This window comes from Buchnera aphidicola (Microlophium carnosum) (genome assembly GCA_011752475.1).
GTDB classification, from domain to species: Bacteria; Pseudomonadota; Gammaproteobacteria; order Enterobacterales; family Enterobacteriaceae; genus Buchnera; species Buchnera aphidicola_BG.
On sequence record CP048747.1, the window covers coordinates 215,030 to 230,803 of the forward strand.

A 15,774-nucleotide genomic window follows, 5' to 3' on the forward strand; every position below is an offset into this window, starting at 1 on the left:
GTTTTTGAGATATTAAATATATAATCTTTTCTTATTTTTTTTATATAAATAAATCATTATAATAAATTATGTTAACATAAACTATAATTAAATATATTTTTTATACTATTAGCTTTATTTTTAAAGAAATAGATAATTTTTTATGAAAATAACAAGTTATTATTTTTATTAATATTTGTGATAGGATTCTTTTTAAATGGTACAAGATAATATCAAAAGATTTGCTTTAGGAGTTGAATATGATGGGAGTTTATACCATGGATGGCAACGTCAAAAAAGCGTGTTTAGCATTCAAGAAGAAATCGAAACAGCTTTGTCTATAATTGCTAATCATAAGATAGATGTTATATGTGCAGGTCGAACTGATGCTGGAGTTCATAGTATAGGACAAGTTGTACATTTCAGCACCACAGCTGTTCGAAAAAAATCATCTTGGTCAATAGGAGTAAATAGTTACCTATCTAAAAATGTTTCTATCGTTTGGATAAAAGAAGTTCCAGAAAATTTTCATGCTCGTTATAGTGCTATTACACGTTCTTATCGTTATATAATATATAACTATAGTCTTCGTTCTGCTATTTTTCAAAATAAATCATATCATATTTATAGAAAATTAAATGTAAAAAAAATGTACTCTGAAGCTCAATTTTTATTAGGAGAACACGATTTTACATCTTTTAGAGCTCTAAGTTGTCAGTCATGTTCTCCTTGGAGAAAAATTACCAAATTAAATGTTTTTCGTTTTCATGATTGGGTAATAATTGATATTACAGCCAATTCTTTTTTACATCATATGGTTCGGAATATTGTGGGTTCTTTGATTGAAATTGGGATGTCTAAAAAAAAAGACTTTTGGATGAAAGAATTATTACAAAAAAAAGATAGAAATTATGCGGGAGTTACTGCACCAGCTAAAGGTTTATATTTAGTATATGTACAATATCCTCTACATTTTAATCTTCCGAAATTAGAATATACTTCTATATTCTTTAAATGAAAAATGTTAAATTATTTTTTTTGATTATTTTCTATAAATTGTATTTATATACTAAGATAGATTAATTAATTCAAAGAAAAGTATAGAGTTTTCCGAATTCAATATATAGATGTATCGTTAATTTGAAACTAGGTGCTTAATCTTCTCAACAAGAGATATTAAATCTTTTAAGAAGTAAAACGTATAAAAAAGTAGATTCAGTTATGTCTCTTAGAGAATACAGTATAAAAAATAATACATAGAATCTATATAATGTCCTTTTGAATTCCCTATTGTCAAGGAAATCGAATTTCATACACGTTTATTTTTCAATAAAAATACTTTCATAGAAATTAAAAATATTAATAATAATTGTAATTTTATTTTTTTCGTTTAGCACCTAAATTAATTTCTATGTTAATATTTCCTAAAAAAAAGAAACGTATATTTTTTTTGTAATAAATATCTAGATATTTTAATTAAAACACTATTAAGAATTGAAGATAAATATTTTTATAAAAATGAATAATATTCACATATCTTCTATAGGATAAACTAGGATAAACTAGGATAAACTTTTTAGTAAACGCGATAGTTAGTCGTACAATATAAGTTAGACGTACTTTAAGTTAAAAGTTAATAAAAATCTGTTTCTAACAAATATTTGTTTAATATCAAGAAAGATAAATGAAATGTATATAAATTTGATTATAAATGGTTTTTTATACACCAAATCGAATTTTTAGAACTATATTTAATGAATTGTATTTAGGATAAGATGATAAAACAATTCAAATATTTCCTCTTGTTAGTATTTACTATTTTAGTTGAATAATACATGAGTTAACTTTAAAACAATATGTTTTATTAGTGAGAATAGTAAAAGAGGTATCTTTATATAAGTCTTGTACTTACTCTAAATCTGCGTTAAAAAGAAGAAATGTATTCTGATTTTTATAATATCAAAAAAATATGTTATAAAAAATCTTTATAAGAATTTATGTAAACGTTCTTTAAATATCCAACCTAAGAGAGATATTATTTTTTCTCATCTTTCTTTTGCAAAACTGGTATGTTAAGAATTTACAATAAAAGTTAGTAATTCAATTAAAAATTTTTAAGAATAAAGATATTTACAACTCTTGATTACATTTCATAAAACGCAGTAGGAAAAGATAAAAAAATAGAAATTCTTATATTGCAAAGCAAAAAAAGATTAGAAGATTTAAAAGTTGTTATTTGTAATTATTAATAGGTTTTCTGCAAAAGTTCAATCGCTTATTGGAAGTTTTAAATCAAAATTGCATAGTTATAATTTCGTTTTAAAAGTTCGTCGTTCTATTAGTTTTTGATCTAAACTAATAACATATTTCACTGCTTTATTATAATCAAATAAATACAATTGAAATACGTGAATTCTTAATCATCTCATTTTAATTAAATTAGATAATGGTAAGTATTGGAAACCAAAAAATAATATTTTTTTAATTAAAGGGTAATGTTATTAGATGTTTTAATTCACTCAATTAATATTCTTACAGTGCATTTCAGTATAGTTATAGGATTAAAAAAATTAGTTGGTAGTTGTTTATACTTGAAGTATTTCTAGCAATTAGATTTTCCCTTTCCATCAACATCTTTAGAGGCTATTGACTTAACACCTATTGAAACAGTACAAATATTTTTAATAATTGCAATTGGTGGTTATAAGTTATTATTATCATCAGTCAGATCAATTGTTGCTGATGATAGTAAAGTTTTTTATCAAACTTTTCCTTAATTAAAACATATGACTTCTTCTAAAGCTTCTTATTTGACATTATATGCTATATATCAAGTAGATAATACTGGAGTAGTAAAGTCATTGGGAGTAATTTTTAAAAAATTTTTTATCTGGAAAAACTGGTACTACAAACAATTTAGTTGATAATTAGTTTATAGGTATTGATAGAAAACAAATTGCAATTACCTAGATAGAAAGAGATAATAATCAAACAACAAAATTATATAGTGCTTCTACGACAATGAAAGTTTATAGAGATATCTTCAATATCAATGTCTAATACCATTACTATTAAAACTTTTAAAAAATATTAATATGTTTTATATAGATAATTTAAGAAAATGATTTTGTCAAAAAAACGATAAGTATAATTGAAGTGTACTAGTTTACTCTTCAAAAAATGAAAAAATTTGTATCATTATGAATTATCAAAAATATTTTTTAATATAAAAAATTTTTTGTTTTGTTTGAACAGTTGATTTTAAAATAAAATAAAAATTTTTTTAAAGAAAGTATAGTTTTAATCTGCATTAAAACTTTAATGTAATTTTACTGTATATTATTAATATTAATTTTAGAGTATTTTACTCATAATAATTTTTTATTTATATTTTATATATACTGAGTAACATAATTAATTATATTACTTCAAGAATAATAAAAATTTTTAACTGTTATTTTATCTAAAAATTTTAAATATGAGAACATATAATATGTTAATTAAATTTTTAACTAAAATATTTAGTAATCGTAATAATCGTATTTTAAAAAAGTTTAAAAAAATAGTATTATCTATTAATAAACTAGAAAAACATTTTGAAAATTTGTCAGATAAGAAATTAAAAGAACAAACAAAACTATTTCGTTTTCGATTAAGTAGTGGTGCAACTTTAGACGATATATTACCAGAAGCTTATGCTACAGTTCGAGAAGCGAGTAAACGTGTTTTTAGCATGCGTCACTTTGATGTGCAAATCCTTGGAGGAATAGTTTTAAATAAACAATGTATTGCAGAAATGCGAACAGGTGAAGGAAAGACTTTAACATCAACCTTGCCAGCTTATTTAAATGCATTAAGTGGAAAAGGCGTACATATCGTAACCATGAATGATTATTTAGCTCGAAGAGATGCTGAAAAAAACACTTTATTATTTGAATTTCTTGGTTTAACAGTAGGTTTAAATTCATCTGAAATATCTTTTTTTTCTAAAAAAAAAGCGTATTTATCTGATATTACTTATGGAACGAATCATGAATATGGATTTGATTATTTACGTGATAATATGGTTTTTACTTCTGAGGAAAGAGTACAAAGAGAATTACATTATGCATTAATAGATGAAGTAGATTCAATTTTGATAGACGAAGCTAGAACACCTTTAATTATTTCAGGACCATCAGAAGAAAGTTCTGAATTATATAAAGAAATCAATACAATTGTTCCTTTCTTAGTTCCTCAAATACAAGAAGATTCAGATATTTTTCATGGAACAGGGCATTTTTCTATTGATGAAAAATCAAAACAAGTATATTTAACAGAAAGAGGACTAATTAAAATTGAAAAAATATTGTTTGATAAGAAACTAATGAATAGAGGAGAATCATTATATTCTTCGAATAACATAATATTAATGCACCATGTTTTATCTGCACTTCGTGCTCATAAATTGTTTATTCGAGATATTGATTATCTTGTTAAAGATAATAGTGTAATTATTGTAGATGAACATACAGGTCGTACTATGCCAGGAAGAAGATGGTCTGATGGATTGCATCAAGCAATTGAAGCAAAAGAAAATGTTCCTATAAAAAATGAAAACCAAACTCTAGCATCTATCACTTTTCAAAATTATTTTCGTTTATATAAAAAAATAGCGGGTATGACTGGAACTGCTGAAACTGAATCTTTTGAGTTTAGTTCTATTTACAATCTTGATACTATTGTAATACCAACAAATAGAGAAATGATACGAAAAGATTTACCTGATTTAGTATATATTACGAAAAAAGAAAAAATTAATGCAATTATTCAAGATATACAAGAATGTATAAAATTAAATAAACCTGTATTAGTTGGTACAGTTTCCATTGAGAAATCAGAGATTATTTCTAAGAAGTTATTAAAATTAAATATTAATCATAATGTTTTAAATGCTAAATTTCACGCTAAAGAGGCTGAAATTATAGCACAAGCTGGTAAGCCTAAATCAATTACGATTGCTACTAATATGGCTGGTAGAGGTACAGATATAGTTCTTGGTGGTAATTTAGAAGTTGAATTAAATCATCATGTAAACATCACTGAACATGAAGCTGATAAAATTAAAAAACAATGGAAACAAGAACATGATTTAGTTGTTTCTTCTGGGGGATTACATATTATTGGTACTGAACGTCATGAATCACGCCGAATTGATAATCAATTAAGAGGACGTTCTGGTCGTCAAGGAGATAGTGGTTCTTCACGTTTTTACCTTTCTATGGAAGATTCCTTAATGCGAATTTTTGCATCTGATAAAATCGTTTATATGATGCGAAAATTAGGATTATCTTCTAATGAAGCTATTGAACATCCTTGGGTAACAAAAGCTATAGAAAATGCTCAAAAAAAAGTAGAAAGCCGAAATTTTGATATTAGAAAACAGTTATTAGAATATGATGATGTGATTAACGAACAGCGTAGTGCAATTTATTCCCAACGTAATAAATTAATTGATGTGAAAGATATAAAAATAATAATTTATGATATTTTAAACGATGTTTTAAAAAAAAATATTATTTTATATATACCTAAAAATACAATCCGAGATAAATGGAATATTGCTGATTTAGAACAGAAATTAAAGATTGATTTTCATTTAAATATACCAATTTTAGATTGGCTTACTGTAGAACCTAATTTAACAGATAAAACAATTATAAAAAAAATCATTGATTTTGCGAATATTAATTATGAAAATAAAGAGAAATTAATTGGTACGGAAAATATGCGTATGATAGAAAAAATTATCATGTTACAAACATTAGATTCACTTTGGAAAGAACATTTATCAGCTATAGATTATCTACGACAAGGTATTCATTTGCGTAGTTATGCTCAAAAAGATCCTAAACAAGAATATAAACGAGAATCTTTTAATATGTTTTCTAGCATGTTAGAATTATTAAAATATGAAGTAGTATCATTTCTTAGTAAGATTAATCTGTCTTATGCAAAAAAATATATAGATTTAAATACAAACTTAACATTAAATCCTAATAATATGAAAATTAGTCGCAATGCACTCTGTTTATGTGGTTCAGGAAAAAAATATAAGTATTGTCATGGTAGTTTATAAAATTGTTTTTGCTACAAAATAAGTTATATTTTTATTAAGGATATATTTAATGAAATATATAGAAGCAGTAATTGGTATTATTATAAACAAAAAAAAAAGTTTATGTAACTAGAGGAAAATATAAAAAAAATATATGGGAATTTCCAGGTGGTAAGATAAAAAAAAATGAAAATATAATACATGCATTAAAAAGAGAGTTATTAGAAGAAGTTGGAATTATTACATTAGACATTATTTTTTTTCAATATATAGAGTACATGAATTGTAAAAAAAAATTAAAACTATATTTTTTTTTAATAAAAAAATGGACAGGAAAACCTTATAGTATTGAGGGATATCCTTATAATTGGAAATGTTTATATAATTTAAGATCTTTTGATTTTCCACGTGCGAATCACAATATTATAACTTCCCTTAAAAATCAATATTAATATATTGATATCTTTTTATAATAAATATTTATATTTCAAGAATTATTGAAAATAAAAAAGTTAAAAAATATATATAATATATTAATAAAATTTTGTTAAATAATTTTTTTTAATTTCTATTATTCTTTTATTGTGATTTTTTGATAGAAATGAATAAAACAAATTAAAATAATAAATATGTGCATTTATTTTTTTGATATCTTTTTTATTTAAAATAATATCATCTGATACAGAAATTCTTTCTTTTCTAGTAGCTTGTAATGCAATAATTTTTTTAGCTTCTAGAAGATTAATCTTATCTCTTTTCATTATACGTTTTATTTGTTCTTTTACTGGTGTATCAACTAAAAGAATCCTATGAGCTTGTTTTTCTAATTTTTTTTCAATTAGCAATGGTACAACCCATAGACACCAATTTGATTGTGCAAGTCGTATTTGATGCTTAGTTTCTTGATAAATTTTAGGATGTAATAGATTTTCTAACCATAAACGATGGTTTTTATCATTAAAAATATACTTTCTAAGTAGAGATCGATTAATCGAATTATCTATATTCAATATTTTTTTTCCAAATTTTTTTTTAATAGAAAATGATATTTTTATATTATATTCTATTATATTTTTTGCAATGATATCTGTATCAATAATTTTAATACCTATTTTTTTAAAACCATTAGAGATGGTAGTTTTTCCGCTACCAATACCTCCAGTAAGTGCTACAATATAAGTCATAATATTTTAAATTTTTATTATTAGTATTGTACATTTAAATTAGGATAATAATTGTATGAGAATTGAAGAAGATATTAAACTGGGGTTTAAAGATGTATTAATTAGACCAAAACGTTCTATACTAAAAAGTCGTGCTCAAGTTGATCTTGTTCGTTGTTTTTCCTTTAAATATTCCCCTAATGTTTGGTCTGGAATCCCTATTATTGCAGCAAATATGGATACTATAGGTACATTTGACATGGTAAGATCTTTATCAAATTTTAATATACTAACAGCAGTTCATAAATATTACTCTTTTGAAGAATGGAAAATTTTTATTGATTCATCTTCTAAAGAAATATTAAACCATGTAATTGTATCAATGGGAATTTCTAATGTAGATTTTTTAAAAATAAAAAAAATTTTTTTATTATCATCGGAGTTAAAATATATTTGTATTGATGTTGCTAATGGTTATTCTGAACATGTTGTTTGTTTTTTAAAATTAGTAAGAGATTATTTTCCAGATAAAATTATTTGTGCTGGAAATGTTGTGACTGGAGAAATGGTCGAAGAGTTAATATTATCTGGAGCAGATATAGTGAAAGTTGGTATCGGTCCAGGTTCAGTATGTACTACACGTGTGAAAACTGGAGTCGGTTATCCTCAACTTTCAGCTATTATAGAATGTGCCGATGCAGCGCATGGATTAAATGGACAAATTATTAGTGATGGAGGATGTGCTGTTTCTGGAGATATTGCTAAAGCTTTTGGAGGCGGTGCAGATTTTGTTATGTTGGGAGGAATGCTTTCAGGTCATGAGGAGTGCTCAGGAAATATACTTGAAGAAGAATCAAAAAAATATATGCTTTTTTATGGTATGAGTTCTATTTCTGCAATGAAGCGTTATGAAGGTAAAATTGCAAGATATCGTGCGTCTGAAGGTAAGACAGTTAAAATACCTTATCGTGGAAGTGTCGATAATACTATACGTGATATTTTAGGGGGATTACGTTCTTCTTGTACTTATGTTGGTGCAGAGAAATTAAAAGAATTAACAAAAAGAACTACATTTATACGGGTTACTGAACAAGAAAATTGTGTTTTTAATATTTTTAAAGAATGAACAATATTTATTTTGAATTTTTTTTATATTTTAAAATTAATAAAATTAAGTGTGTGTATAAATATAGTTAATTTTATTGATTTTTTTAAAGATTTATAATGAATTTTTCATTTTATTATTAAATATATAATGTATAAGGAATTTATACCATGTCAGAACGCTTATATAATGACGTGGATCCAATTGAAACTAGTGATTGGGTGCAAGCTATTGAATCTGTTATTCGACAAGAAGGGCGTAAAAGAGCTCATTTTTTAATTGAACAAGTTTTAAAAACATCTAAAATTAATAGAGTAGAATTTTTTAGATCTTTTTTTACTAGTGACTATATCAATACTATTTGCAGTGAAGATGAATTTGAGTATCCTGGGAACCTTGTTTTAGAAAAGCGCATTCGTTCAGCAATTCGTTGGAATGCTATCATGATGGTATTACGTGCATCAAAAAAAAATTTAGAATTAGGCGGTCATTTATCATCTTTTCAGTCTTCAGCTACAATATACGAAGTATGTTTTAATCATTTTTTTCGAGCGAAAAACGATAATGATGGAGGAGATTTAGTTTATTTTCAAGGACATATTGCTCCAGGTATTTATGCTCGTTCTTTTTTAGAAGGACGTCTTTCAGAAGAGCAAATTAATAATTTCAGACAAGAAGTTGATGGAATAGGACTATCTTCTTATCCACATCCTAAATTAATGCCAAATTTTTGGCAATTTCCTACTGTATCTATGGGTTTAGGACCTCTTTGTGCTATTTATCAAGCAAAGTTTTTAAAATATTTACAACATCGAGAATTAAAAAATACTTCAAAACAAACAGTTTATGCTTTTTTAGGTGATGGTGAAATGGATGAACCGGAATCTAAAGGTGCTATTTCTATAGCTGTACGTGAAAAGTTAGATAATTTAATATTCATAATCAACTGCAATTTACAAAGATTAGATGGTCCAGTAGTAGGAAATGGAAAAATTGTAAATGAATTAGAAAGTTTTTTTTATGGAGCAGGATGGAAAGTTATAAAAGTTATATGGGGAAACAGATGGGATTGTTTATTAAAAAAAGATACAAGTGGAAAATTGATTCAATTAATGAATGAAACAATCGATGGAGACTATCAAACTTTTAAATCTAAAGATGGCGCGTATGTTCGTAAAAATTTTTTTGGTAAATATAAAGAAACATATGAATTAGTTAAAGATATGACTGACGAAGAAATATGGCAGTTAAATAGGGGAGGACATGATCCAAAAAAAATGTTTAATGCATTAAAAAAAGCAAAGGAAACAAAATATAAACCAACAGTGATTCTAGCACATACTGTGAAAGGATATGGAATGGGAGTAACTGCAGAAGGTAAAAACATTGCTCATCAAATAAAAAAAATAGATATAAATGGCATAATGCATATTCGAGATCGTTTTAATATTCCTATATCAAATGATAATATAAAAAAATTACCATATGTGACTTTTGCAAAAAATTCTGAAGAATATTATTATATACATTTACAACGAAAAAAATTAGGTGGTTATATTCCTTTTCGTTTATCTAATTTTACTAATAAATTAGTTTTACCAGATCTAGTAGATTTTCAGTCATTATTAGAAGAACAAAAAAAAGATATTTCTACAACTATAGCCTTTATACGTGTTTTAAATATTATTTTAAAAAATAATTTTATAAAACATCTAATAGTACCAATTATTGCTGACGAAGCACGAACTTTTGGTATGGAAGGATTGTTTCGGAAAATTGGTATTTATAGTTCTAGTGGTCAAAAGTACATTCCTCAAGATCGAGAACAATTAGCGTACTATAAAGAGGAAAAAAAAGGTCAAATATTGCAGGAGGGGATAAATGAATTAGGTGCAGCTTCATCTTGGTTGGCTGCTGCTACTTCTTATAGTACTAATAATTTTCCTATGATTCCTTTTTATATTTATTATTCAATTTTTGGTTTTCAAAGAATAGGAGATTTATTTTGGGCTGCTGGCGATCAGCAAGCAAGAGGTTTTTTAATTGGTGGAACTTCAGGGAGAACTACTTTAAATGGTGAAGGATTACAACATGAAGACGGACATAGTCATATACAATCTTTAACAATTCCTAATTGTATATCTTATGATCCTTCTTTTGCTTATGAGGTTGCTGTAATTATACAAGATGGATTAAGACGTATGTATGGTCCTTCTCAAGAAAATATATATTATTATATTACTACAATTAATGAAAATTATTATATGCCTGCTATGCCTACAGGAGTAGAAGAAGGTATTTGTAAAGGAATTTATAAATTAAAAACTTTACATGGCACTGCATCAAAAGTACAGTTAATAGGTTCTGGTGCTATTTTACGCTCTGTTTGTGAAGCCGCAGAAATTTTGTTAAAAGACTATTCTATTACAACAGATATATATAGTGTTACTTCTTTTACAGAATTAGCTAGAAATGGAGAAGATTGTGAACGATGGAATATGCTACATCCTAATGAAAAAAATAAAATAGCATATGTTAAACAAGTTATGAATAAAAATCCGACTGTTGCAGCTACTGATTATATGAAACTATTTGCTGAGCAAATTCGTCATTACATACCTTCACAAGAATATCATGTTTTAGGGACAGATGGATTTGGTCGTTCAGATAGTCGTGATAAATTACGTAATCATTTTGAGGTAAATGCTCATTATATTGTTGTAGCTGCTTTAAGTTTATTGGCTAATATAAATAATATTAAGAAAAAAGTAGTAGAAGATGCAATTGTTAAATTTAATATTAATACTGATAAAATTAATCCGCGTTTAGCTTAAGAGGTAAAAAACAGTGGATATAGAAGTAAAAATACCTGATATTGGTTTCGATGAAGTAGAAGTGATCGAAATATTAGTCAATGTTAATGAAAAAGTAGAACTTGAACAAGGATTAATAACTGTAGAAGGAGATAAAACCTCTATGGAGATACCATCACCGATGTCAGGAGTAGTAAAAAATATTTATATAAAAATTGGTGAAAAAATTAAAACTAATTCTCTTATCATGATGTTTGAAGTTGATGATATCAATTCTTATATAAAGAAAAAAGAAGCAAACTATTTAGATCAAGATATCGATTTCAATCATAAAAAAAAAATAAAAAAAGACTTATATTTTCATGCAACTCCAGTTATAAGACGTTTAGCACGTCATTTAAATATTGATTTATGTAGTGTTATTGGTACTGGACCTAAGAAACGGATTTTAAAAGAAGATATAGAATTATATCAAAATAATATAAAAAAGAATATTTTAGAAGAAAAAAAAATCATTAAACCTAATGAGTATAATACATTAAAAATAGAAGAATCTGAATTAAGCAGTGTTCAAAAAACAATTGGTAAAAATTTACATCAGAATTGGATTAATATACCCCATGTCACACAATTTGATGAAGTTAATATTACTATCCTAGAAAACTTTCGTAAAAAATACAACATCGAAAAAAAAGTACAAAAAAATACTAGTGATAATGTTACAATATTGGTTTTTATAATGAAAGTAGTTGCACATGCATTAGAAAAATTTCCTATTTTTAATAGTTCTCTTACTTTAGATCATAAAAAAATTATTTTAAAAAAATATATTAATATCGGATTTGCTATAGATGTTAATAATGATTTATTTGTTCCTGTATTAAAAGATGTTAATAAAAAAAATATTGAACAGCTATCTTCTGAATTAATTTTACTATCAGAAAAAGCACGTAAAAGAAAACTAAATATTTCAGATATGACAGAAGGATGTTTTACAATCTCTAATTTAGGAGGAATCGGAGGTAGTTGGTTTTCTCCAATTATCAACGCACCTGAAGTAGCAATTCTTGGAGTTTCAAAATCTCAGGTTAAACCGTTATGGAATGGAAAAGAATTTATTCCATCTTTAATGCTACCATTATCGTTATCTTATGATCATCGTGTCATCAACGGAGTTTACGCGGCTCGTTTTATCACATTAATTAATAAACTATTATCTGATGTACATTTTTTAATTATGTAGTTTTCATATATTTAATATTATGTAAATAATACATTGTTTTTTTTTATTTATAAGAGGTTATAATGCATCAAAAAATTTATGCACAAGTTGTAATTATCGGATCCGGACCATCAGGTTACTCTGCAGCTTTTCGTTGTGCAGATCTAGGTTTAGATACTGTATTAATAGAACGTTATAATAAATTAGGAGGCGTTTGTTTAAACGTTGGCTGCATTCCTTCGAAAACGTTATTACATATAGCTAAAGTGATTGGAGAAGCAAAAGAATTATCTAAAACAGGTGTTTTTTTTAGTGATCCAGTAATTAATATTGAAAAAATTAAAAATTGGAAAGAAAATATTATAAATAAACTAACTAGTGGTTTATCTAATATGAGAAAAACAAGAAAAATAAGAATTTTTCAAGGACATGCTGTTTTTAATACTGATAAAAGTATTATTGTCACTAGTAAAGAAGATGAGTTTACTATTTTTTTTGATAATGCAATTATTGCAACAGGTTCTAGACCAATTAAAATTGCTTCTATGCCTAATAATGATATAAGAATTTGGGACTCAACTGATGCCTTATTATTGAAAACTATTCCAAATCGTTTTTTAATTATAGGTGGTGGAATTATTGGTTTAGAAATGGCTACAATATATAGTGCATTAGGTTCAACTGTTGATGTTATTGATCGATTTAATCATTTTCTTCCTTCAGTAGATAAAGATATCAGTGATACATATATAAAATCGATTAATCAAAGGTTTAATTTGATGTTAAATACTCATATAGATAAAGTTGAGCTAAAAAAAATCGGATTAACAGTAGATATAGTGCAAGAAAATATTACCAAAAAAAATATATTTTATGATGCTGTATTAGTAGCAATAGGAAGAACTCCTAATATTGATACATTAAAATTAGAAAAAATAGGACTGAAAATAAACAGTTTTGGTTTTATTGAAGTAGATAAACAGTTAAAAACAAATATACCACATATTTATGCTATTGGCGATGTAACTGGAATACCTATGTTGGCTCATAAAGGTGTACATGAGGGTCATATTGCAGCAGAAGTAATTTTTGGTAAAAAACATTATTTTGAACCTAAGGTAATTCCATCAATAGCTTATACTGATCCCGAGATTGCTTGGGTAGGATTAAACGAAACACAAGCTAAAAAAGAAAAAATAGATTATGGGATTGCAAATTTTCCTTGGAGTGCATCAGGTAGAGCTATTTCTTCAAACTGTAGTATAGGTATGACAAAATTAATTTTTAATAAAGAAAATAATAAAATTATTGGTGGTTCTATAGTAGGTACAAATGCTGGTGAATTAATTGGTGAAGTCGGACTCGCTATTGAAATGGGATGTGATGCCGAAGATATAGCATTAACTATTCACGCTCATCCGACTTTATATGAATCAATAGGTGTAGCTGCAGAAGTTTTTCAAGGTACAGCAACAGATGTATTAAACTATCAATTGAATAAATAATTGTTAATTTTTTAAAAAATTCTATTTTGTTTAAATTAATAAATTCGTTTGCAAAAAGCAAAGATTATAGAAATTAAGCTTCTATAATCTTTTCTTTTTTAAAATACTTTATCTTATTCGAAATAATTATTAAATATTTTGAATTAATTTTTTGAAATGTGTTTTTTATATAAAATATTTTTCACATTCAATCTATTCTAGATATATTTCTTCCATAATAAATTTCGCGCATTTCTCTCCATAGTAAGTTCACAATATAAGAATGTTCTTTTTTGTTTAGATCGTCTAAATTAATGTTAAATAAGTAGTTTTTTAAATTAAATTCTCTTAATAACATTCGAGTATGAAAAATATTTTCTTGATACATATTAACATCAACCATATCATACATAGATTTTATATTATTAGACATAAAATTTTGAATGGAATTGATTTTATGGTCGATAAAGTGTTTTATACCATGTATGTCTCTAGTAAATCCTCGAACACGATATTCAATTGTAACAATATCTGACTCTAATTGATGTATAAGATAATTTAATGCGTTCAGAGGCGATATGATTCCACATGTTGAAACTTCGATATCAGCTCGAAAAGTACAAATCCCACTTTGCGGATGACTTTCAGGATACGTATGTACACAAATATGACTTTTATCTAAATGAGCAAGTACAGAGGATGATATAATATTTTTATTTAAAACATTAATTTTCTCTATATTAATTGGTTCTTCACACACTAAGATAGTGACACTTGCACCTTGAGGTTCATAATCTTGATGAAATATATTCAAAACGTTAGCACCAATAATTGAACACGTTTCTTTTAAAATTTTAGTTAATCGAATAGCATTGTATTGTTCATCAATATAAGAAATATAACTATTACGTGAATCGTTAGTATTCGCATAGCAAATATCATAGATACAAAAACTTAGGCTTTTAGTAAGATTATTAAAGCCATATAATTTTAGTTTTTGCAATTTAATTACTCTCCTATGAAAGGATTTTTAACTTTCATTTAATGCATTAAGAATATATTGAGGTAAATGAAAACTACTTATATGAATTTTATCATTATAGTAATTAAAAGATAATTTTGTATATTTTATTCGTGATTGTATTTTTTTTAAACTATTTTTACGCAGTTCTATATTATCAGAACCCCATGCAAACATCATGATTCCACCATAATAAGTAGGAATGTTCGCTTGATAAAATCTTACATCATAAAAATATTTTTTTAAATTTTTATAAGTAAGAATAGTTTCATTTTTTTGAAGAAAGAAAACACCGTTTTGTGATACAAAAAGACCATTTTTGTTAAGACAATTTTTACAATTAAAATAAAATTCTGATAGAAATAAATTTTTTCCGCAACCAATAGGGTCTGTAGAATCTGATATGATTAAATCAAATTTTTCTTGTGTTTTTTTTGTAAAATTTAAACCATCATCAATGATTAATTTTAAACGAGAATCTTGATAAGCATTATTACTATGATTTGGGAAATATTTTTTACATAAATCAATAATATTAATATCAATTTCAACCATAGTGATACTGTCAATAGTTTTATGTCTACATACTTCACGAAGTATACCACCATCACCTCCTCCTATGATTAATACATTCTTTATTGAACCATGAGCAAATATAGGTATATGAGTTAGTATTTCATGATATATGAATTCATCACGTTCAGTTGTTTGAACAATATCATCTATGACCATGATTTTACCAAATATAGAATTTTTAAAGATGATTACTTTGTGATGAGGAGTTTTTTTTTTATATAGCAATTTTTCAATTGAAAAATATTGTCCAAAATGACAATAAAGTTTTTCATGCCATATTTTGTTTTGATCCATAGTTATATTTATATATCCTA

9 protein-coding genes and 2 pseudogenes are annotated in these 15,774 nt (G+C 25.6%); 8 read left to right on the plus strand and 3 right to left on the minus strand.

Features of this window, described 5'->3' with window-relative positions; genetic code table 11:
- The first annotated feature begins 196 nt into the window (after nt 1-196).
- The 4 genes and pseudogenes from truA (at nt 197) to G4A98_01000 (ending at nt 6,528) form a co-directional block, all read left to right on the plus strand.
- A complete protein-coding gene (gene truA, locus G4A98_00985) occupies nt 197-997 on the plus strand; it encodes a tRNA pseudouridine(38-40) synthase TruA (GenBank protein QIQ41797.1) in 801 nt (266 codons plus the stop codon).
- Nucleotides 994-3,238: pseudogene (locus G4A98_00990) on the plus strand (penicillin-binding protein 1B). The gene truA and the pseudogene G4A98_00990 overlap by 4 nt, the downstream one beginning before the upstream one ends.
- A gap of 234 nt (nt 3,239-3,472) precedes the next feature.
- A complete protein-coding gene (gene secA, locus G4A98_00995; GenBank protein QIQ41798.1) occupies nt 3,473-6,097 on the plus strand; it encodes a preprotein translocase subunit SecA in 2,625 nt (874 codons plus the stop codon).
- 71 nt (nt 6,098-6,168) lie between these two features.
- Nucleotides 6,169-6,528: pseudogene (locus tag G4A98_01000) on the plus strand (NUDIX domain-containing protein).
- 81 nt (nt 6,529-6,609) lie between these two features.
- Here the strand turns inward: G4A98_01000 and G4A98_01005 are convergent.
- Nucleotides 6,610-7,260: a dephospho-CoA kinase gene (locus G4A98_01005; GenBank protein ID QIQ41799.1), complete on the minus strand. Its 651-nt coding sequence runs from the start codon at nt 7,258-7,260 to the stop codon at nt 6,610-6,612.
- Between the two features lie 55 nt (nt 7,261-7,315).
- On the opposite strand from G4A98_01005, the gene G4A98_01010 reads away from it, so the two are divergent.
- From G4A98_01010 to lpdA, 4 genes are all read left to right on the plus strand, one after another.
- Nucleotides 7,316-8,365, plus strand: coding sequence for a GMP reductase (locus G4A98_01010; GenBank protein ID QIQ41800.1), 1,050 nt, complete (start codon nt 7,316-7,318; stop codon nt 8,363-8,365).
- A gap of 149 nt (nt 8,366-8,514) precedes the next feature.
- Nucleotides 8,515-11,178: a pyruvate dehydrogenase (acetyl-transferring), homodimeric type gene (aceE, locus tag G4A98_01015; GenBank protein ID QIQ41801.1), complete on the plus strand. Its 2,664-nt coding sequence runs from the start codon at nt 8,515-8,517 to the stop codon at nt 11,176-11,178.
- A gap of 13 nt (nt 11,179-11,191) precedes the next feature.
- The gene (locus G4A98_01020) at nt 11,192-12,400 is read left to right on the plus strand and encodes a dihydrolipoamide acetyltransferase (protein ID QIQ41802.1); all 1,209 of its coding nucleotides are present in this window, start codon (nt 11,192-11,194) and stop codon (nt 12,398-12,400) included.
- A gap of 62 nt (nt 12,401-12,462) precedes the next feature.
- Nucleotides 12,463-13,884 carry a dihydrolipoyl dehydrogenase gene (gene lpdA / locus G4A98_01025; protein QIQ41803.1) on the plus strand — a complete coding sequence of 474 codons (1,422 nt, stop codon included), beginning with the start codon at nt 12,463-12,465 and terminating at the stop codon, nt 13,882-13,884.
- A 187-nt stretch (nt 13,885-14,071) separates the two neighbouring features.
- Here the strand turns inward: lpdA and speD are convergent, their stop codons facing one another.
- Together speD and speE are read right to left on the minus strand one after the other, a co-directional pair.
- Nucleotides 14,072-14,866, minus strand: coding sequence for an adenosylmethionine decarboxylase (speD, locus tag G4A98_01030; GenBank protein QIQ41804.1), 795 nt, complete (start codon nt 14,864-14,866; stop codon nt 14,072-14,074).
- A 27-nt stretch (nt 14,867-14,893) separates the two neighbouring features.
- On the minus strand, nt 14,894-15,754 hold the full coding sequence (gene speE, locus G4A98_01035; GenBank protein ID QIQ41805.1) for a polyamine aminopropyltransferase: 861 nt from the start codon (nt 15,752-15,754) through the stop codon (nt 14,894-14,896).
- Nucleotides 15,755-15,774 lie beyond the last annotated feature (20 nt).